Origin of the sequence: Enterococcus caccae ATCC BAA-1240 (assembly GCF_000407145.1) — a bacterium.
Lineage (GTDB): Bacteria > Bacillota > Bacilli > Lactobacillales > Enterococcaceae > Enterococcus_L > Enterococcus_L caccae.
The window spans coordinates 187,483-208,447 of sequence record NZ_KE136476.1 but is presented as its reverse complement, the minus strand read 5'-3'; the positions used below and the strand labels follow the sequence as shown (position 1 = coordinate 208,447).

The 20,965-nt window shown below is 37.6% G+C and carries 22 protein-coding genes; 7 read left to right on the top strand and 15 right to left on the bottom strand.

What is annotated here, in order from left to right; all coding sequences use genetic code 11:
- Window positions 1–2 precede the first annotated feature (2 nt).
- From nirB to I580_RS15385, 8 genes are all read right to left on the bottom strand, one after another.
- Window positions 3–2,405, bottom strand: a complete 2,403-nt coding sequence (gene nirB, locus I580_RS15420; protein WP_034860091.1) for a nitrite reductase large subunit NirB — start codon at window positions 2,403–2,405, stop codon at window positions 3–5.
- A gap of 218 nt (window positions 2,406–2,623) precedes the next feature.
- Window positions 2,624–3,181 carry an NAD(P)H-dependent oxidoreductase gene (locus I580_RS15415; RefSeq protein ID WP_010770825.1) on the bottom strand — a complete coding sequence of 186 codons (558 nt, stop codon included), beginning with the start codon at window positions 3,179–3,181 and terminating at the stop codon, window positions 2,624–2,626.
- Window positions 3,178–3,618 (bottom strand): MerR family transcriptional regulator, encoded by a 441-nt coding sequence (locus tag I580_RS15410; RefSeq protein WP_010770824.1) that lies wholly within the window; start codon window positions 3,616–3,618, stop codon window positions 3,178–3,180. Before I580_RS15410 ends, I580_RS15415 begins: the two co-directional genes overlap by 4 nt.
- Before the next feature lie 109 nt (window positions 3,619–3,727).
- Entirely contained in the window at window positions 3,728–4,174 is a 447-nt protein-coding gene (locus tag I580_RS15405) for a precorrin-2 dehydrogenase/sirohydrochlorin ferrochelatase family protein (protein ID WP_010770823.1), read from the bottom strand.
- Complete coding sequence (locus I580_RS15400; RefSeq protein WP_010770822.1) at window positions 4,162–4,899, bottom strand: sirohydrochlorin chelatase; 738 nt, start codon at window positions 4,897–4,899, stop codon at window positions 4,162–4,164. The genes I580_RS15405 and I580_RS15400 overlap by 13 nt, the downstream gene beginning before the upstream one ends.
- A 10-nt stretch (window positions 4,900–4,909) precedes the next feature.
- The gene (locus I580_RS15395; RefSeq protein WP_010770821.1) at window positions 4,910–5,557 is read right to left on the bottom strand and encodes a response regulator transcription factor; all 648 of its coding nucleotides are present in this window, start codon (window positions 5,555–5,557) and stop codon (window positions 4,910–4,912) included.
- Window positions 5,554–6,573 carry a sensor histidine kinase gene (locus tag I580_RS15390; RefSeq protein WP_010770820.1) on the bottom strand — a complete coding sequence of 340 codons (1,020 nt, stop codon included), beginning with the start codon at window positions 6,571–6,573 and terminating at the stop codon, window positions 5,554–5,556. Before I580_RS15390 ends, I580_RS15395 begins: the two co-directional genes overlap by 4 nt.
- 9 nt (window positions 6,574–6,582) lie before the next feature.
- Window positions 6,583–7,011, bottom strand: a complete 429-nt coding sequence (locus I580_RS15385) for a GAF domain-containing protein (protein ID WP_010770819.1) — start codon at window positions 7,009–7,011, stop codon at window positions 6,583–6,585.
- Window positions 7,012–7,113: 102 nt separating this feature from the next.
- Here I580_RS15385 and I580_RS15380 point away from each other — a divergent pair, with 102 nt between their 5' ends.
- From I580_RS15380 to I580_RS15360, 5 genes are all read left to right on the top strand, one after another.
- A complete protein-coding gene (locus I580_RS15380) occupies window positions 7,114–8,628 on the top strand; it encodes an amino acid permease (RefSeq protein ID WP_010770818.1) in 1,515 nt (504 codons plus the stop codon).
- 147 nt (window positions 8,629–8,775) lie between these two features.
- Window positions 8,776–9,546, top strand: coding sequence for a MurR/RpiR family transcriptional regulator (locus I580_RS15375; RefSeq protein WP_010770817.1), 771 nt, complete (start codon window positions 8,776–8,778; stop codon window positions 9,544–9,546).
- Window positions 9,547–9,670: 124 nt separating this feature from the next.
- Window positions 9,671–10,090: a hypothetical protein gene (locus tag I580_RS15370; RefSeq protein WP_010770816.1), complete on the top strand. Its 420-nt coding sequence runs from the start codon at window positions 9,671–9,673 to the stop codon at window positions 10,088–10,090.
- A gap of 241 nt (window positions 10,091–10,331) precedes the next feature.
- On the top strand, window positions 10,332–11,663 hold the full coding sequence (locus I580_RS15365; protein ID WP_010770815.1) for a PTS sugar transporter subunit IIC: 1,332 nt from the start codon (window positions 10,332–10,334) through the stop codon (window positions 11,661–11,663).
- A gap of 124 nt (window positions 11,664–11,787) precedes the next feature.
- Window positions 11,788–13,218, top strand: a complete 1,431-nt coding sequence (locus tag I580_RS15360) for a 6-phospho-beta-glucosidase (protein WP_010770814.1) — start codon at window positions 11,788–11,790, stop codon at window positions 13,216–13,218.
- Window positions 13,219–13,438: 220 nt separating this feature from the next.
- On the opposite strand, the gene I580_RS15355 is transcribed toward I580_RS15360, so the two are convergent.
- Window positions 13,439–13,972: a DNA-3-methyladenine glycosylase I gene (locus I580_RS15355; RefSeq protein WP_010770813.1), complete on the bottom strand. Its 534-nt coding sequence runs from the start codon at window positions 13,970–13,972 to the stop codon at window positions 13,439–13,441.
- Between the two features lie 158 nt (window positions 13,973–14,130).
- On the opposite strand from I580_RS15355, the gene I580_RS15350 reads away from it, so the two are divergent.
- Window positions 14,131–14,532: a hypothetical protein gene (locus tag I580_RS15350; protein ID WP_010770812.1), complete on the top strand. Its 402-nt coding sequence runs from the start codon at window positions 14,131–14,133 to the stop codon at window positions 14,530–14,532.
- Between the two features lie 3 nt (window positions 14,533–14,535).
- Complete coding sequence (locus tag I580_RS15345; protein WP_034860008.1) at window positions 14,536–14,736, top strand: helix-turn-helix transcriptional regulator; 201 nt, start codon at window positions 14,536–14,538, stop codon at window positions 14,734–14,736.
- A gap of 103 nt (window positions 14,737–14,839) precedes the next feature.
- Here I580_RS15345 and I580_RS15340 read toward each other — a convergent pair whose 3' ends face one another.
- From I580_RS15340 to I580_RS15315, 6 genes are all read right to left on the bottom strand, one after another.
- Window positions 14,840–15,763: a transketolase family protein gene (locus I580_RS15340; protein ID WP_010770811.1), complete on the bottom strand. Its 924-nt coding sequence runs from the start codon at window positions 15,761–15,763 to the stop codon at window positions 14,840–14,842.
- Window positions 15,763–16,593, bottom strand: coding sequence for a transketolase (locus I580_RS15335; protein WP_010770810.1), 831 nt, complete (start codon window positions 16,591–16,593; stop codon window positions 15,763–15,765). The genes I580_RS15340 and I580_RS15335 overlap by 1 nt, the downstream gene beginning before the upstream one ends.
- Complete coding sequence (gene ulaA, locus I580_RS15330) at window positions 16,593–17,960, bottom strand: PTS ascorbate transporter subunit IIC (RefSeq protein WP_010770809.1); 1,368 nt, start codon at window positions 17,958–17,960, stop codon at window positions 16,593–16,595. Before ulaA ends, I580_RS15335 begins: the two co-directional genes overlap by 1 nt.
- A gap of 23 nt (window positions 17,961–17,983) precedes the next feature.
- Window positions 17,984–18,265, bottom strand: coding sequence for a PTS sugar transporter subunit IIB (locus I580_RS15325; RefSeq protein WP_010770808.1), 282 nt, complete (start codon window positions 18,263–18,265; stop codon window positions 17,984–17,986).
- Complete coding sequence (locus I580_RS15320) at window positions 18,262–20,313, bottom strand: BglG family transcription antiterminator (RefSeq protein ID WP_010770807.1); 2,052 nt, start codon at window positions 20,311–20,313, stop codon at window positions 18,262–18,264. The genes I580_RS15325 and I580_RS15320 overlap by 4 nt, the downstream gene beginning before the upstream one ends.
- 191 nt (window positions 20,314–20,504) lie before the next feature.
- On the bottom strand, window positions 20,505–20,939 hold the full coding sequence (locus tag I580_RS15315) for a DUF2188 domain-containing protein (RefSeq protein WP_010770806.1): 435 nt from the start codon (window positions 20,937–20,939) through the stop codon (window positions 20,505–20,507).
- Window positions 20,940–20,965 lie beyond the last annotated feature (26 nt).

Sequence of the window (20,965 nt, the reverse complement as noted above, 5' to 3'; positions counted from 1 at the left end):
CTTTATACTCTCCCCACTGTGTATAACTCTTGGCGTGTTTGTTGATCCTCAACCACTTCATCCCAAGGATTTCCACGACGTCCTGCGACTGCTTCATCTAATGCAGCCAACAATTCTTGACGTTTTTCAGCATTTAGCAACACTTCTTTCACAACCTCAAAGCCCATACGTTCGATCCATGGTGCTGTTCGTTCTGCATAAATACCTGTTTCGCGGTAATATTGCAGCATTGCGCCACAAATGTCGATGACTTCTTGTTCGGTTTCAACAGTTGTTAGTAACACAGCTTCTTTGACTTCGGTTCCGCCATTGCCACCAACATAAATTTGGAAGCCGTTTTCCACACCGATGATCCCAAAATCTTTTACGCCACTTTCCACACAACTTCTTGGACAAGCAGATACACCCATTTTAAATTTATGCGGTGTATCGATAAACTCGTAACGTTGTTCTAACTTGATACCAAGCCCCATCGAATCTTGTGTACCAAATCGACAGAAATTCGCGCCAACACAAGTTTTAACTGATCGAACAGCTTTGGCATAAGCCCCTGCTGACTTCATATCCAACTCTTCCCAGATTTTCGGTAAGTCTTCTTTTTTCACTCCGTATAAACCGATTCGTTGGCTTCCTGTTACTTTGACCATTGGTACATCATACTTTTCCGCGACTTTCGCAATCAAAAGCAACTGTTGTGGATTGGTTTTTCCACCGCGCATTCTTGGAATCACTGAGAACGTTCCGTCATTTTGGATGTTCGCATAGAGACGTTCATTGACATAACGGGATTCTTTTTCATCTTCGTGTTCTTTAGGCCAGGCTACATTTAAATAAAAATTAATTGCTGGGCGACACTTCGGACAACCTTCTGGATTTGTAAAATTCAGTTCACGGTAGACATCTTTGGAAGACGTTAATTTTTTCGCATAAATTTGAGTGACGATTTGATCTCTTGTTAAATCCGTACAACCGCAGATTCCAGTTGGTGCAGACACAACTTCACCGCCTAAAGCGTAGGCTAAAACATCTCCGATCACTGATTTACATTTTCCACAAGATCCGCCAGCTTTCGTATGTTTTGTTACATCTGCTACAGAAGTCAATTCTTTTTCATTGATGGCAGTCATGATCGTTCCTTTATCGATTCCATTACAACCACAAATTACTTCATCATCTGGCCATTCACTGACATCAGCGCTAGCTTCTTCACCAACCATATGGAGTAAAGATACAGGTGTGTATTCTTCAATACTTTCATTTTTCTTTAAAATATTATAATAACGATTGCCTTCACTCGTATCGCCATACAGCACAACGCCAACGACTTGATTGTCTCTCACAAAGATTTTTTTATACGTGTAATTAATACCGTCAAAGGCTTCAATGCTGTTGATCCCTTCTACTTCTCTGATATTCCCAGCAGAATACAGATCACATCCAGATACTTTTAATGAAGTGAATGTGGTACTGCCTTGATAAGGTTTCGCTTCTTTATCTGTTAACACATCTGCCAAGACTTTCCCTTGTTCAAATAACGGTGCAACTAAACCATAAACATGCCCATTATGTTCTGCACATTCCCCTACTGCAAAAACATCTGGAACATTCGTTTTCATAAAATCATCGACAACGATTCCACGATTCACTTCGATCGCTGTTGTTCTTGCTAGAGTTGTTTCTGAACGAATCCCAATCGACATTACAACCATATCTGTTTCGATAGTAGTTCCATCGCTAAAGCCTAAACCTGTAACACGGCTTTCACCAAGTATTTTTTGGGTTGCTTTTTCCATTAAGAATTTTAAGCCTTGTTTTTCTAAATCCGCTTGCAGCATTTTCCCTGCTTTTTCATCTAATTGGGTTTCCATCAGCCATTTTTCTAAATGAACGACTGTGACTTCCATACCTTGATCCAACAAACCTTTTGCCGCTTCTAAACCAAGCAAACCGCCACCGATTACGACTGCTTTTTGATATTTTTGAGCTGCTTCAAGCATATTTTCTGTATCATCGATTGTTCTAAACCCAACAACACCAGGTAATTGAGCCCCTTCAACTGGTAAGATAAAAGCTCTAGAACCTGTTGCTAAAATACATTTATCATACGTAATTTCTTTACCCGATTGGGTGATGATTTTTTTATTGTTTGTGTCCATTTGGACTGCTGGATCATGATTGATCAGTTCAATTTGATTTTCTTCATACCATTCAAGTGGATTCGTGATGATCTCTGATACAGTCATTTTCTTTTGTAGAACATTACTCAACATGATCCGATTATAATTTGGGTATTGTTCTTCTCCAATGATCGTGATTTGATAACGCTCAGCATCTCGATCTAAAATTTCCTCAATCGTCCGAACACCAGCCATTCCATTTCCAACTAAGACAAGCTTTTCTTTCATATTCATTTCCGCACTCCTTTGTGATTTTTTGAGCAATACGATCTATGCTTCGTCTTTTTTAGAATAGCAAGAATGAAAGCAGGTGACTATTAGGGAATTACCTAATAACGATACAAAGCAACGCTTTTAAAATCAGAAAGGAAATTTCTTCTCTGTGCTTATACAAAAAAAGCAACTGCTCCTAATCAAGAAGCTAGTTACTTTTTATTTTCTGACTTTTAAACTTGCGCTAAAAATTGTTTTCTCTTATCTTCTGAGGCCTTATTTAGGTCAATATACTTCCACTTCACATTTTTGATTCCAATATCTTTAAGCGTTCCTTTGATAAAAACCGTTTTGACATAATTCCCTTTAACATATTTTAAATACCACTTAGGAGCAGTACCTGTATTGATGATCGTTGTAGTCTTTATATTCGTAAATAATCCTTTTAAACTGATACCCGAATCATCATACGCAATATTTTTCAACATGACTTTATCAAAAAAACCTTTGATGATGGCGGGAAACTCATACCACCAGGTCGGAGCAATAATAAACAGTTCACTGGTTTCTCCTAATATTTTTTGATACTGACGAACAAGCGGATCCGTTGTTTCACCTTTGGAAAATAACGCTAGATCCTTTGCAGAAAAAACTGGATCAAAGTGCTCTTTATTCAAATCGATCAGTTGGTATTCTGTTCCTTCTGCTGCAAGACGTTGCTGTAGTTTTTCTAAAATCGCATGATTGTAACTGCCTTCCCATGGATGGGCGTATAGAATAGTTGTTTTCATATTTTCTCTCCTGACTTAGATTGTTGAATTTCTTTATAAATAGTGTGGATTTCCTCACTGATTTCTTCTTCGTACTGTGCATATTCTTTCGCAACGATTTTGGGTTTCAATTCTTGGATCAGCTTTAAAACCATTTGTTCATGCTTGATTTTTTGTCTAATGTCATTTTCTTTTTTAGTCAATAACTGATTGGATCGTTCACTACATTCATCACTTTCTGGAAACTCTAAAAAGTTCAATAATTCCTTAATTTCCTCTATAGAAAAACCTACGTGTTTCATTACAATTAAATATTCCAATAGGATTTTATCTTCTTCATCAAAAATACGATAACCATTTTCTTGTCGTTTCCCTATAACAATCCCTTGGCGTTCATAGTATCGGATCGTTGAAAGTGGAATGTCCATTTCATTTGCGACGTCTTTCATTTTATACATCAGCTCAGCTCCTTTTTTATTTATCTAACAGCATCTTAACATTGTACCAAAGAGCAATGTCAACAAAAAAACAAGTTACCTCACAAAAATCAGTAAAGTAACTTGTTTGCTATTCACAATCTGTATTTCGTTCAAAAAAGATCATTAGCTGTTCTTTCATTTTTTTAGTTTCTGTTGGATTTTTTCCATAAGTAGACAGCGCGATCAAATACTCATCCTGTTCAATCGTACTCATATTAAAAAAATCACTATTTTCTTTCTGACTACAATCATTGACCCATTGGTAATCCGCAGCATCGTCAACGATTTTTTGATTGACGATTTTGGAATCAGTACAGGCAAAAATAAGGTGGGCCTCTTGAATATATTCCGCTTTGTATTTTGCTGTAATACATTTTACGCCATCTAATTCTTCAAATTCCTGCAAAAAATTCGGTGCAACGACGGTTACTTGCCCTTTCGCCTTTAAAATCCCGACGGTTTTTCGTAATGCAATTTTTCCGCCACCGATAATCACGATATTTTTCCCAGTCAGTTCAAGCATTATTGGATACATGTGACGGCCTCTTTGACGATTTGTTCTAAGTCATTTAGGATGCGTGGATCAAATTCTAATGTTGGCATCATAATAAAATCAGTTGTTGGAAATGTTTCTTTTAGTTTATTTTTCATGATCGTAATCAAATGACCATCAAATAAAAAGAAAGGTACGATCACAGGTCGCTGATGATTTGATACTTGTTTTTTGATTTCTTCTAGATAGTTTTCTTTTCCTTTTAAACTGACAGCAGCAATCGAAAAGCCCACTTGTTGCTGGATTTCTTCTGCTATTTCTACTAAAACTTCTTGTGGCTGCTCTGTTTGCTTTGTTCCATGAGCAACTAAAATCCCAACTAACTCATCATCTGGATAAGTCACTGCCGCTTCTTGAAATCGCTCCAACAAAACTTGGCGGCTTCCCTTTTTACTCCCAAATGTCTCAGTTTGAACAAATTGAACAGCTGGATGGCGCTCTTTTACTACGTCAAGTTCAGCGGGGATGTCCACTAGCGCATGTTTTGCTGCAAATAATAAAACAGGAACAACGATTATTTTCGTGACACCGTGTTTGATCATTTTTTCCGCCACACTTGGAATCGTATCTGAATGATTTTCTAAAAAGGCCGTTGCCTGATAAAATGTTGGATCCATTCTTGTTTCTAGCTGTTGAATAAAATCCATAGCCGCTTGATTTTTTTCGTTTTTTTGACTACCGTGAAAGACATAAAGAATTCCGATCATTTTTCTCACCTCATAAGTCGATTAATTGATGTTTCATACTATATTGCAACAATTCACTAAACGTTTCAAACTCTAACTTTTTCATCACATGAGATTTATGCACCTCTACTGTTTTGACGGAGATAAATAAACGTTCAGCGATTTCTTTATTACTATACCCTAAAGCAACTAAAGGTAAAATTTCCCGTTCTCGTTTTGATAGGCGTTCGTATTTTTCATCTTTTTCTGCTGGGTCAGCTTTTTTTAGCCAACGTTTTTTATCATACGAACCAAATAATGGATCGATCGCAATTTTACCAGCCATCACTTGCTTAATCGCTTCAAGTAATACCGTATCTTGAGAACTTTTAAGGATGTACCCTTTTGCGCCATATTCTAAGGCGGTTCGAACATACTCTTCTTCGTCATGCATACTTAAAATAATCGTCTTCACGTCAGGAAAATGCTCTTTGATGCGCCGAGTTGTTTGTAAACCATTTTCTCCTGGAGGCATCCGCATATCCATCAACACCACGTCTACGGGATACTTTTCAAGTAATAAAAAAGCTTCCGTGCCATCTGCCGCATCTCCTACCACTGAGATTCCCTTTTGCCCTTCAAGTAATAAACGTAAGCCACTTCTGACCACTGCATGATCGTCTGCTATGATGATATTCACCTTGTCACCTCCTGTTGAATCGGTAAATGTAATGTCACCGTTGTTCCTTCTAATTCTTCGGATTGAATGAGTAAATGTCCTCCGATGGATTCAGCTCTCTCTTGCATATGTAACAACCCCAAACCACGGCTGTACTTATTCACCTGTTGAAGATCAAAACCTTTGCCATGATCACGAACGTTGAGTATTAACTGTTCGTCTTGTTCACTTAATGTGACCCACAATTCATCAACATCTGCGTGTTTCACACTATTCATCACACTTTCTTGCAAAACCCGATACGTGATTGTTTCCACACTTTCAGGAAAACGTTTCGTTGTGATCATTGGAATAAAATGCAGCGCAACACCTGTTGTTTCTGTCAAACGATGCAATAACGCTTCAATAGCTGGAACTAACCCTAAATCATCCAAAGCGGCTGGACGTAAATCAACCGCAAGTTGTTTTACTTCGCCAAGTAATGCGACAAAATCTTCGTCGATTTTTTGTAATTTTGTTGTCAGGTCTTCGGTTTGTTCAGTCCATTTTAATTGGCGTGTCTCCAGCATCAAACTATAAATACTTTGTGCAAGGCCATCATGAAGCTCTTGTGATAACGCTTTACGTTCATTTTCATGAGCTTGATTGACATATTCAATCAAACGTTTATTTTGAATCACCTGTTGCAGACGATCTTGAACAGCCATGTGACGAATGCTCAATACGCTTTTTTGCTGATCTAACACAGTGTAACTTCCACTAAATTGTTCCTGGGCTCCCTGTGCATCTTCTAAAACCAACGGAAAGGCCGCCTGATCCCAGTCTGCTTTAACTTCGCAATCTAAGCATTTTTCCATTGTTGAATGCAGCATGCACCCTTCTCCTCTAGCTATTTCCAATACTTTTGCTAACGAGAATGGATAGATTTTTGCTAACTCAGTCGCCGCTTTATTTTGTTTGACACAGTTGTTTTCTTCAATCAAAAACAAGGCATCTTTTGTTTCTTCAAATATTTTTTCTGCTATGTTCATATCCATTTTTCTCACCTATAAATAAACCATCAGTTCATTCGCTTTGTCTTGTGCAACGGTTAAAAACTCTTTGGTAACAGCTCTTTTCTCTCGATAACCAACTAATAGAACGCCTTTTACTTCACCCACTTTTAAAACAGGAAATGCTGCGATCGTTTCTAATTTTTCCGTTCGGGTAATTGGCAGTTCAACTAATTTTTCTGGTTGCTTTTGCAGATCCGTTGCTTGATATGCCCTGCCTGTTCGCCAAACGATACCGCCAATTCCTTTGCCCACCTGCAGCCGAATGCGTTTATAATTTTGATTGGTATTGCCAGCCACATAACGCCAGCGAATCACTCGTACTTTGGTCACTGCATTAACTGAGGATAATGCTAAAGCAACAAAATCGACTTGAAGTTCCTCTTTGATTTGAGCGATTTTTTGTTGAACTTGGTCCGTCATTTGACTACTCCTATTCCCTAATTTTTAATAAAAAGCTTGTTTTCTAGTCATTCTTCTCTTATTCTTAAGCCAACATCAATTTAATTTTAGAAGGATTTTTTTATGAAAACTACTACTACTTTTAGTCCTAAACGTTTGGTCATGATTATTACCATGACTGTTTTTTCTTTTTCTAGTATGACAACCGCTTTTTTCCTAATGGGACTTAAAGCTTTTCCCTATTTTATCGGTGCTGCTCTGTTTTATTTTATTCCTTACGCTATTATTATAGCAGAATTTACTGGCATGTATAAAAACCATATTGGCGGTTTGTATCAGTGGCTCGCTGGGCATCTCTCTGAAAAGGTGGCTTTCACTGCTGCTTTTTTATGGTACTGCAGTTATTTTATTTGGATGATCAGCTTATTTATGAAGCTTTGGATTCCTTCCTCTATTTTACTTTTTGGTGAAGATTTAACTAAAAAAAACAGTTCGATCCCTTATTTTTCCACATCTATTTTAATTGGTCTGTTGTCGATTGGAGCGGTTTTAGTAACATTGTTTTTTGTTAGTAAAGGATTTAAGGGAATTGCTTCTTCACTGTATTTAAGCGGCATCATGATGACGCTTTTGATTTTCTTTTGTCTTGGTGGGAATTTGGTGCTTTGGCTCTCTAATCAGTCTAGTATTGTGCCAAATCTTTCCAACAGTTTCAATAGTGTTCAAGCAGGATCTTCATCTGGACAACCGCTGATTGAACAACTCTCTTTTTTGATTTTTGCCATTACAGCCTTCGGTGGTTTAGATACGATCGCAAGCTTAGTTGATAAAACAGGGAAACAAAAAAAACAATTTCCTAAGCTATTGATTTTCAGCAGTATTTTAGTCGTTCTGTGTTACTTTTTAGGCATCCTTTTATGGAGTGGAGGAACGAATTTAGCTCACTTAAAAACAAATAGTACGATTCACTTAGGGAATTTAATGTATGAATTAATGGAAAATTTAGGCTATGCTGTTGGTCAGGCTCTTTCATTAACAGCCATTCAAACTCAGTTTCTAGCTCAATTTCTTACTCGTTTTACTGCCTTAACGCTGTTGCTTTCTTACATTAGTTTGTTATCTACTATTTTTTATCTGCCGATCCGCACATTGGTTGAAGGAACACCTAAGCATTACTGGCATCCTCGCTTGAAACAAAAAAACAAACAGGATATGCCGATTTATGCGTTGCGGATTCAAGGTATCCTGATCAGTTTGTTTATTTTAGGGATCAGCTTAGGCAGTCAGTATGTTGTCTTTTTATATAATCAACTGACTTTGATGACCAATATCTCAAGAGCAATTCCTTATTTATTAGTGGCACTCGCCTATCCAGCATTTAAGAAAAAACAGCTGGCGGATAATTCAACCTCTGCTTTGGTTCGATCAAAAATCAGCGCAACGCTCATTAGCAATAGTGTCATTTTAAGTATTGCTTTGGCTATCTTATTTCAACTTTATCAGCCGCTTTCAAAGGGAAACTATTTACAAAGCCTGACCTTATTGTTGGGACCACTATTATTTACGTTCTTGGCCCACCTACTTTATAAACAGTTTCATAAAAAAAACGAAATCACTCAAAACAGTTGGGAAAGTTAAATGTTCCAACTGTTTTCTTTGTACGAATAAAATTATAGTAATAACAAGCGAAATAACAACGTTTCCTGTACAATAGAACTTGAACGCTTTTTTGTTTCTTATTTACAAAATAAAGGAGCCGCAATCTTTTGTGCAGGAGGGATCTTTTTGTTTGATTTAGAAAAAGTCCAATCGTTAAATGAATTGGAAATGCTCGTTTATCAATATATTTTAGAACATATGGACAGTGTGCCAAAGTTAACGATTCGTCAACTTTCCACCAATTGCCATGTATCCACGTCCACGATCTTACGCTTTTGTTCAAAAATGGGCTTTGATGGATTTTCAGAACTGAAATATGCGTTAAAAAAAGAAGAAGAGCAACAGCAACAGTCCTTTGATCAATATTATGCTGCTACGATGCACGTTGATTCTTTTTTAAAACGGCTGAATCAGCAAACCTATTACGAGACATTGAAACCTGCTATCAAGATGATTGCTTCCGCTCGTCACATCGTTTTTTCTGGCATTGGTACAAGCGGTATTTTAGGAGCATACGGTAGCCGCTATTTTGCAAATATGGGCATCAATGCCTACAGTATTGGTGATCCATTCACCCCTATTCCTCAAAGAGGTTTTGAAAATACCTTAGCGATTATTCTATCCGTTTCAGGAGAAACCACCGAAGTAATCAAACAGGTAACTGATTTTAAGCGGTCAGGTGCTCAAATTCTCAGTATTACCAATGATGAGCATTCAACGATCGCTCGTTTAGCTGATTACAATATTTCTTATTATATGCCTGATGAACGCTCGATCTACACTGATCCGTACATCAATATCACCACACAAATCCCAGTCATCGCATTGATCGAGCTTCTTGCCCATCAAGCAAGCAAAGAATTTGCTGAAAAGAATCCAATAAAAAATGACGAATGAATAAACGCTATAGACTAGTTCATATGCTGAAACTTTGACAAAAAGTCTGGTCGTTGCTATTGTTTGTACAAAGGTCTGCCGTATTTTCTAGGCGAATGACCCCGATGAAAGGACGTGGCTATTAATGACATTTACCATCGAACATTTGGATGATGAAGTAATCACTGGAAAACAATACAAATTTGCTATTCCTAAGACACCCGAAGATTTTGCTGAAGTGAATAACCAAAAACTAGAGATTTTGCCTACCGATAAGAAAATCGTGCAGGCTATCATCATCAATGATCCCGATGCAAGTAACGGTACTTATAAATATTTTATTGAAGATAGTGAAGGAAATCGAACCTTTACAAGGTCAGCTAGCGATTATGCTGTTTTTACAGGTACATGGGAAACATTAGCGGATATCGACCAATTTATCGGTGCAAGCTATGGTGAGCTTTACCAATCGAGTGAGTATGGCATTGGCGGAACCAATAATATTCAGCTACTCGACTTTGAACATCAAAAAATTACATTAAAACTGCCCGCAGTTCGTAAATAAAAATAAGGTCTAAAAATAAATTGCGTTTTGATTTATTTTTAGATCTTATTTTTGATTGCGTTGTTTTTTTTAGCGGTACATGTTTCTCAACGTGCTTCCCCTATTTTAAATCAACAAGATTTCTTTTATAGTAAACATGTAAACGTATTCAGTATATTTAAATCAGAGTGGCCGCTCTATTGAAATACTACTACACGCACTTATTTTCCGTTACTTTAGTTAACCAAAGGAGAGGTTTAGAATGAATGAATGGATCAATGAAAAAGTTCTACCACCTGTTTTAAAATTCGTCAATACTAAAGCGATTACAGCGTTAAGAAATGGGATGTTGTACACGATGCCTTTTACAATCGTTGGGTCGATTTTCCTATTATTAGCGAATTTGCCGATTGAGTCAGTGGCAAAGTGGATCACTGATAGTGGTTTGGTTGTTTACTTCAATCAAGCTTATGGGGCATCTTTTGCCATCATGTCAGTTTTTGCGGTAATCGGGATCGCTTATTCTTATGTAAAAACAGAAGGTTTTGAAGGTCTACCTGCCGGCATGATTTCCCTTGTTGTCTTTATCTTATTTATGGCTCCAGATGTGACTGATTTAGACAGTGGGGTAACGATCGGCAATGTCATCAATAAAGACTGGACTGCTGGTAAAGGAATGATCACAGCAATCATCGTTGGTCTTATCGTTGGTTGGGTATACAGTTGGTTCTTACGTCATGACATTCGGATCAAATTACCAGAAGCTGTTCCTGAAAACGTAGCAAACTCATTTACTGCCTTGATTCCTGCTGCGGCTTTAATTACTGGTGCGATGTTTGTCTATATTTTCTTTGATAAAGTCTTTAAAACAACGTTCTTTGATTTCATTTATGATGTCTTACAATCTCCACTTCAAGGTGTGACCGATTCCTTGGGCGGCGCTTTAGTACTTGGTTTCTTAGTCCCTTTATTCTGGTTCTTCGGTGTTCACGGTTCAACGATCGTCGGCGGAATCATGGGTCCGATTTTACAAGCCAACTCTTTAGAAAATACAGATATTTTAAAAGCTGGTAAAGAATTAACTGTTGCAAACGGTGGTCATATCGTAACGCAACAATTCTTAGATCAATTTTTAACAGTAACGGGTGCGGGTATGACACTTGGTTTAGTGGTTTATATGGTGTTCTTCGCAAAATCTGCCCAGTTCAAACAACTAGGTCGTTTATCAATTGGACCTGCCGTGTTCAACATTAATGAACCAATCACATTTGCCACACCGATCGTAATGAACCCGATCATGGCGATTCCATTTATTTTGACGCCTGTCGTATCATCTGTTATTACTTACTTCGCTTTGTATACTGGTTTAGTGCCATTATTTACAGCGGTTCAAGTGCCTTGGACAACGCCTCCAATTATTTCAGGGTTATTAGTCGGTGGTTGGCAAGCAGCGTTACTACAAGCATTTGTTTTAACGTTAGGATTCTTTATTTACCTACCATTTGCTAGAAAAATGGATGCGATCAACTATGCACAAGAAACAAATCAACCTATTACAGAAGAAGTATTAGAAGAAATTGAAGCTGAAGCATAAATATCCGTTCTAAACTGACGTAAATATCACCGCACAGCTGATTCCGTTCAATTAATTCCTCCCAGCTGTGTGGTGATTTTAATAGTTAAACATGGAATATAACAAATAAAAAGGAGACGTTTGTATGTCAATTTTAAGAGAAAATTTCCTTTGGGGCGGCGCAGTTGCGGCTCATCAATTAGAAGGTGGTTGGGATCAAGGTGGTAAAGGTATTAGCGTTGCTGACGTTATGACCGTTGGCGCTCATGGTGTGCCTCGAAGAATCACAGATGGCGTGTTGCAAGGTGAAAATTACCCTAATCATGAAGCCATCGATTTTTACCATCATTATAAGGAAGATGTAAAATTATTCGCTGATCTTGGATTAAATTGTTTCCGGACATCGATTGCCTGGACACGGATTTTTCCAAATGGGGATGAAGTTGAACCAAATGAGGAAGGCTTGCAGTTCTATGATGACTTGTTTGACGAATGTCTAAAATATGGAATCGAACCTGTAATTACTTTATCTCATTTTGAAATGCCTTATCATTTAGTTACTGAATATGGTGGCTGGCGTAATCGTAAAATGATTGATTTCTTTGCGAAGTTTGCTCGTGTTTGTTTTGAACGTTATAAAGATAAAGTCACTTATTGGATGACTTTCAATGAAATCAATAATCAAGCGAATTATGCGGAAGATTTTGCCCCATTTACCAACTCTGGTATCAAATATCAAGAAGGCGAAGATCGTGAAAAAATCATGTATCAAGCGGCTCACTATGAATTAGTAGCTAGTGCGCAAGCTGTTAAAATCGGTCATGAGATCAATCCTGATTTTCAAATTGGTTGTATGATCGCGATGTGCCCCATCTATCCGTATTCATGCGATCCAAAAGATATGATGATGTCGGTCAGTGCTATGCAAAAACGTTACTGGTTTACGGATGTTCATGTTCGTGGTCATTATCCTAGTTTTATGGAAAACTATTTGGCTCGTAAAGGGTTTGATTTAGATATTACGGAACAGGATTTGACTGATTTAACGCATGGTTGTGTGGATTATATCGGTTTTAGTTACTATATGTCGTTTGCAATTAAAGATCATGATAAAGGCCCTGCTTTTGATTATGATGAGTCGCAAGATTTAGTGAAAAATCCTTATGTAGAAGCTTCTGACTGGGGTTGGCAAATCGATCCACTTGGTTTGCGTTATGCGATGAACTGGTTTAATGAGCGCTATGAATTGCCTTTGTTTATTGTGGAAAATGGCTTTGGCGCGATTGATGAAATTGAACCAGATGGCACGATCAATGACCAATATCGGATTGATTATTTGAAAGCTCACATTGAGATGATGAAAGAAGCGGTTGAATTTGATGGTATCCCGTTGATTGGGTATACGCCTTGGGGCTTTATTGATTTGGTTTCTGCGGGGACTGGTGAGATGAAGAAACGGTATGGTTTTATTTATGTAGATAAGGATAATGAAGGACAAGGGACGTTGAAGCGTTCTAAGAAAAAGTCATTTGATTGGTATCAGCAAGTGATTAAGAGTAATGGTGAAGAATTGTAATACTATCATAAAAGGGTAAAATAAGCTGGAATTAATCAGTTTATTTTACCCTTTTGTCCCCCATCCTCTTTTATCATATCGTAGGATTTTTTTAACAGAATATAACAGTACAAACAAGCTAAAGCTCCCATAATTGCAAGTATGGTTAACCAGTATTTAGTTGTTTTTATTCTTAAAAGAGACAAGTTTCTATTTTATAGACTTAAAACGTTCTTCCTTGCTATTGTTGCTCTTGATTCAGCACTTCATCTTGAATCATCCCACTAGCTTTCATAAACATATAGGTCACAACTGGGCCAACAAAAGTAAAGCCATGCTTTTTCATATCTTTTGCCACATGTTTAGATAGCGGCGTAACATTTGGCACTTCATACGCTTCTTCGTATACATTTAAATGAGGAACTCCGCCAACAAAATCCCACATATACTCAGCAAAACTGCCATATTCTTTTTTCACAGCCAAAATTGCTTGCGCATTTTGAATCGTGGCATTGATCTTTCTCGGATTGCGAATCATTTCTGGATCGTTTAAGATTCTTTCTACATCATCAGGCATCATAGCCGCAACTTTTTGAATGTCCATATTATGGAAGTTTCTTAAAAAAGCATCAAGTTTACCAGCAGCCGCTTTCCAACTTAATCCAGCTTGAAAGGTTCCCACCGTTAACAGAATAAAAAGCAATCGATCATCATGCGTCGGTTTGCCCCACTGATTATGGTACCAGTCAAATTTTGATGGTTGGTTCTTTTTCATATCATTCTCCTACACATAACTTTTTTGCTTATCATAACATAAAAAACGAGATATGATTGTTTAACTATAACTAAAAAAATTCCGTTGACTATTAAACTTACTAGTGATATATTTGTAACTAAGTTACAAATATATCACCAAGGAAGGTTGTAAGACATATGAAAACTAAAAAGAATCTGACTGAAAGAATTTATACAATCGAATTGTTAAGCGGAATGATTTTCTATAGCTTAGGAATTTTGTTCGTTACGCCACCGACAAACTCAGAATTTACAAAATATACAATAGGGGGTTTAATGATTCTTGTCTTGTTAATAATAATGGTCGTAACCATCCTTACTAATACAGAAAAACTTGATGAACGTGCCTTAAATAATTTTTATAAATCCAGTAACATAACTTTTTTATTCATTTTACTATTTTTACTAGTAGGAGGCGTAGCCACTTATTTTATCCCAATAGGTCTCAAACTTTCACCCGCTATAATTTCATTTATACTCGCTGTAATTCTAATACTTCATGGTTCAACTTTTAGATCATTAGAAATATCCGGTAAATAACTCATGGGGAAAATAGAAACGACTTTAAAACAATACAGAGAAGAAAAAGGTTTGACCCAAAGGGAACTTGCGGAAAAAGTTGGTGTTCGACGAGAAACTATCCTTCATTTGGAAAACAATAGATATAATCCATCCTTAGAGCTAGCGCTAGAAATAGCACGTGTATTTGATGTAACTGTTGAAACACTATTCAAATTAAAATAACGAATACCTTAAATCTACTATATTAGTAACACTAAAAAAGTCATGCAAAATTTGCACGACCTTTTTAGTGTTACTTCGTGGTTTCTTTATCCCTTCAAAATACTTAATCAAACAAACCCACCATCGCTTTTGAAATATCAACAGCTTTCAATCCATAAACTTCTTTCAAATACTCTAACCTACCCACTTGACCGAATTGTTCTTTGACACCGATTCGCTTCATTTTCACCGGCTGATTTTCAGCAACGATCTCCGCTACAGCACTGCCCAATCCACCGATAACATTATGATTCTCTGCCGTTACGATTGGTCCTAAACTAGCCGCTTCAATTACGATTTCTTCATTCATCGGTTTGATTCTAAACAAATCGATCACTTGAACTGAAATCCCTTGTTTCTCTAAATCATGGGCCGCTTGAAGTGCTTCTGCTACCATGATTCCACTAGCAAAAATCGTCCCATCCATCCCAGCTTTTAACTTACAGTATCCTTTGGAAAAGTCTTCATCAGCTGTATATAAGGGATTCGCTTGTTTACGAATCGTCCGAATATAAAACAACCCTTTTGCCGTATGTGCATATTCTAAAATTGCTTTAAACTGATAAGGGTCTGACACTTCATATATATGATTTCTCGGAATCACCCGCATCAAGGCAAGATCTTCAAACGGCATATGTGTTCCGCCATTCATTTCAGCTGTAACACCTGGGTCAGTTCCTACGATCACCGCATGATTCTGAGCATATCCTAGAGAAAGAAAGACTTGATCAAAGGAACGTCTTGTCGCAAAAGGGGCAAATGTGTGAATAAATGGAATAAATCCTGTAACAGCCAAACCTGCGGCTGCCCCCATTTCTTCGGCTTCCATGATTCCTACATTAATGTAGCGTTTACCCAGTTGTTCTTTTAATTTGCTTGTCCCCATTGAGCTAGCTAAATCTGCTTCTAATGCTACGATTTTCGGATCTTTTTCTGCTAATTCCAACAATGTTTTTGTATAGACTTGTCGCATTTCTAAGTCTTTCATTATTGATCCACCTCGATCTTTTCAGCCAACGTTGCAATGGCTTCTTTAATTGCTGCTTTTCCTGCCTCATCAGGTCGAATATGATGATTGTCCACTAATTCTTCAAAGTAAGGAACTCCTTGTCCTTTAACTGTATCTAAAACGATGGCTGTCGGTTTACCTAACGTTTGTTTTGCCTGCTCAATAGCCGATTCAATCGCCACAACATCGCCGCCATCCACACGCCAACTATTGAAACCAAAAGCCTGCATTTTTTCAACAAAATCAAACGGATCACAAATATCTGTTGTATAACCATCTAACTGTTTTTTATTATCATCGATCAACACAACCAAATGATCTAACTTCTGATGTGCCGCAAACTGAAACGCTTCCCAGCATTGCCCTTCATTTAATTCCCCATCGCCAACGATTGCAAACGTATAATTCTCTTTCCCTAACAGCTGATTGCCTTTTGCAATCCCAGTTGCCGCTGAAATCCCTTGACCAAGGGAACCTGTCGTCATATCTACTCCAGGCGTTTTGATCCGATCTGGATGCGAAGGAAGTTTCGTTCCATTTTGATTTAAACTGAAAAGAAACGCTTCATCGAAATACCCTTTTAAAAACAACGTAGCATAAAGCGCAGGTCCTGCATGCCCTTTCGATAAAACAACATAATCACGGTCTGGATTGTCTTTTCTTTCTGGTGAAACATTCAAAACTTTTCCATACAAAACTGCTAACACTTCAACAATCGATAAACTACCACCAAAATGCCCAAAGCCTAAATTATCTAATTCTCTCATCGTATAATAACGAATCTGATCCGCAAATTTCTGTGTGTCCATTATGCTGCCTCCTTCGTTTCATTCACCTTTTTCTTGCTGAAAACCGTTAATCCGATCAATAACGCTAACACCGCTAAAACGCCAGCAACAACAGCGATTTGACCACCCATATCAGCTAATTTACCAAGGAATATCCCTGTCACGCCATAATCTGTATCAGAGAATGTCGAGCCTTGGAAGCCTAAATCACCCATAACTGGCATCAGTAAAATCGGCATAAAACTAATAATCACGCCATGAATAAATGAGCCTACCACAGCTCCACGCACACCACCTGTTGCATTTCCAAAAACACCTGCCGTTGCCCCACAGAAGAAATGTGGTACTACACCTGGAATAATCACGGTTGTTCCTGTAGCGATCATAATAAACAAGCTAACGATTCCTCCAACAAAACTAGTTAAAAAGCCAATCAGCACAGCATTTGGTGCATATGGAAAAACGATTGGACAATCTAATGCTGGAATCGAATTCGGCACTAATTTTTCCGAAATCCCTTTAAATGCCGGCACAATTTCAGCCAAGATCAAACGAACTCCAGCTAAAATCACAAAGACACCTGCCGCAAACATCCCTGCTTGTTGTAACGCATAAATAATATAATTAGTCCCATTGCTAAGGTTTTTAGAAATAAAGTCATTCCCTGCAAATAATGCCACGATTGTATACACGATTCCCATCGTCAATGTAATACTTACTGTTGAATCTCGTAAAAAGGACAAGCCTTTTGGAAAATTGATATCCTCTGTTGACTTCTCTTTATTCCCTACATATTTTCCGATAAAACCACTAAGCGCATAGCCAAAGTTTCCAGTATGCCCCAATGCTACTGAATCATTTTTTGTGATTTGTTTGGTAAATGGCTGAGCGATTGCTGGGAAAATCGTATTCGCTAACCCTAACGCCAAACCGCCGACTAACACTAACGGTATTGCACTCATCTTGGTAACACTCATAATCACCGCAATCATACAGGCCATATAAAGTGTCGCGTGACCTGTTAAATAGATATATTTAAACTTCGTAATCCGCGCGATCAATATATTAAATGCCATTCCCGCTAACATAATAAGTGCTGTATACGTGCCATATTTCGTTAAAGCTAAAGCAACGATTGCTTCATTATTCGGCACCACACCTTGCATATTAAAGGCATGCTGGAACATTTCACCAAACGGTGCCAGTGACCCTTCGATCACACCAGCCCCAGCGGTTACGACTAAAAAACCAACAAACGTTTTGATTCCGCCACGGACAACATCTGAAATCGGCTTTTTCTGTAACCCTAATCCGAGAACCGCGATCAAGGCAACCAGAATTGCTGGCGTACTTGCGATATCGATCAATATATTTAAAATACTATTCATATTTTTCTCCCACCTTCTTCAGTTTAGAGTAACCCTTCATCCACACAAACCGCTTTGACCTTTTCTCTTAACTCATCCATATCAATAATACTGTCCAACACAACCACATTCCCTAAGTGCTGCGCACTATCCGCTAAATCCCCACCTACAAAAAAGACATCCGCTAAATCCGGCGTTGCACTGCCCATATCATAATGCGCTACCTCAACACCTGTTACCCCCAATTCGTTTAACACACTGTTGATATTCATTTCCACCATAAAACTAGATCCTAAACCAGATCCGCAAACTGCTGCCATTTTCATAATGATTCTCCTTCCTTTACTAACTGAATGATTGTTTCTTGGTCTTTTGCTGCTAATAATTTTTCTAAATTCTCTTTGTTGGATAAAATTTTCGTCAAACTCGCCAAGGCTTTTAAATGCATTTCATTATCTACAGCTGCCAAACAGATAAAAATCGTAATGTCATGCTTTGGGTCATCTAAAAGTAAAACAGGCTCTTCCACTTTTAAAAGAGACATCCCCAATTGGTTGACCCCATCTTCAGGTCTTGCATGAGGCAATGCGATACCTTTGCCAATATGAATAAAGGCTCCATAATCTTTGACCTTTTGGATCATTGCTTCAATATAGCCCTCAGTAATTTTCCCTTGCGTTTTCAAAGGCTGAGCTGCATAAGCAATTGCTTCTTCCCACTCTAATTTTTTATCCGTCAACTGGATCATATCTGTCGTTAACAACTCCGATAGCATTGGCTTCTCATCTTCTTTCACTTTCAATTTTTTGATCATTTTGCGATTTAAGATACGGTAAATTTTTTCTTTGGTAACATCTTTTTTTAATTCGATATACGGTAATAAAATCTCGATAATTTCATCTATAGAAGGAACTACGATTCCAGGGATCAGTAAATCTTCTTGCACACAACGGATCAAATTATTCTTTTCCAATTGAGACATGATTGGATTGACCAGATACGTTTTCTTCGGTGTATGCAGCGGAACACTAGAAAAAATCACATCATATTCAGATTCAGCAATACTTTCAAGTTGATCGACGGTTGTTGTTAAGCTAAAATCAATGGTTGGAAAGAGCTCTTTCAATTCTGATTGCATGATTAAGGATGAACTGATGCCACTTGGACACAAAACCAATGCTTTATAGCGGATCACCCGATTTAGCTCCCGTTGATTGCCAATTTCACCACCAAATAAAATCGTGAAATAACCAACCTCTTCGTCTGGAATTGGTTTACCCAACAACATTTCTAACGGATACAGCGCTGTTTTGGTTAAGGTGAATATTTCTCCATACTGTTCTTTGATTTCTTCGGTCAATACATTAGCTAATGAAAATTGATACTTGATTCTAAAAAAAGCTGGCACCAAATGATAAAACAAATCCAGCAGTAATTTTCGATACGCTTTAAACTCGATTGCTGCTAAGCGTTCCATCTCATGAATGATCTGGCTAGCGCATTCCAGCAAATATTCTAAAGCAGTATCTCTAATTTCCCCTTGCGTGATCGTCATAAAAATTAGGGTAAAATAAAATTGCTCCATTTCGGAATCTACTATTTCTGGGAACTGTCTCAAAAATTGCTGACTTGCTGAAAAAGCATTTAGTTCTTTTAAAGTAACGTCTACTTGCTGATCCACTCTAAACGAGTAAGTCTTAGCTCGCCTTAAAACATAAGACATAAAATAAATCGTCTCTTCGATCCGGCTTGGAACAATCACTAGCTCATTGGCTTTGATCGTCTCAAAAAAATAAGAACGAACATCGGCTTCAAAAATGGTTGAATAGTTCATCAATCCCTTTGTCAAACCCCATTTTCCTGAAATTGACGTAACCACATTGGCAATCATTTGATGCGCTTGAATACGAATCTGTTCTTCAAGACCCGTCAAATAAAAACCATTTTTTCTCGAATACTCTAAATTGAGTTGCTTCTTACTCAAACGTTCCCGCAACTTTTTGATATCCGCTAAAATGGTGTTCTTACTAACTTGAAGAAATTCCTGATAATGATAAACAGATAAATCCTCTTCTGCGATAAACGTCAACAGATACACTAGCGCTTGCCTTTCATGCTCCGAATAGAAAATCTCTGTTTCTAGCTTTCCAAAATGAAGTTCCAACCATTTCTCAGATACTCTCTTAGAAAAATAAATTTTGGCTTTTTTCCAGTACACTGGCTCATAGGAAAATTTCTGTAGCTGCTCATTGAGTTTCCCTAACTGATCGATAATCGTTTCAGCGGTCATTCCTGTGATCTCCTCGATTTCTTGAATGGTGTAACCTACTCCGTACGGCTTATTGATAAGATAACTCATTCGATAATCAATCATCTTGTTCCTCCTGTATTCACTATATAATGTAAACGCTACAAACCAAAGAAATGTTGGGTCTAATCTGTTTTTGATTTTGAAAAATGATTGGACTCAATTAAAAAAATAACAAAATAGCTATGAAAGTCAATTGATTACTGACTCCATAGCTATTTTGCTTAGTTCTAGATAAAAACACTACTTTTAAACCTTTACTTACTAGGTTTTCCATCTTTTTTATATGCACTAACGTTTGATTCTTTATTCTCAGCAATTTCTTTCGCTCGCTTCATCGCTTGCTCTTTTGTATCAAATGAATCAACGGGTTTTTCAGCATTTTTAGTCTGAACATACCACCGATTTTCTTTATAATAAACCAAAACATCATTGTCTAACAAATCGGTATTGATTTTTTTATTGCTGTGTTTGTCTGTCTTTTTAGGATCAGCTTCTTTCCTAAAAGCGGCTTTTTCAGTATCCGTTGCTTCATCCAGCCACTTTTTAGATTGAGAAATCGCAATCGGGATCGCTCTGTCATCTGGATACCCTTCACTGACTAACGCATTGGCGATTTCGATGGCTTTCTTTTTTAACAACGGCTCAAAGTTTTTAAACGAACTTGGATAATCCTTTAAATCCCAAGGCATTGTTCTTCATCTCCTTAATAATAAAA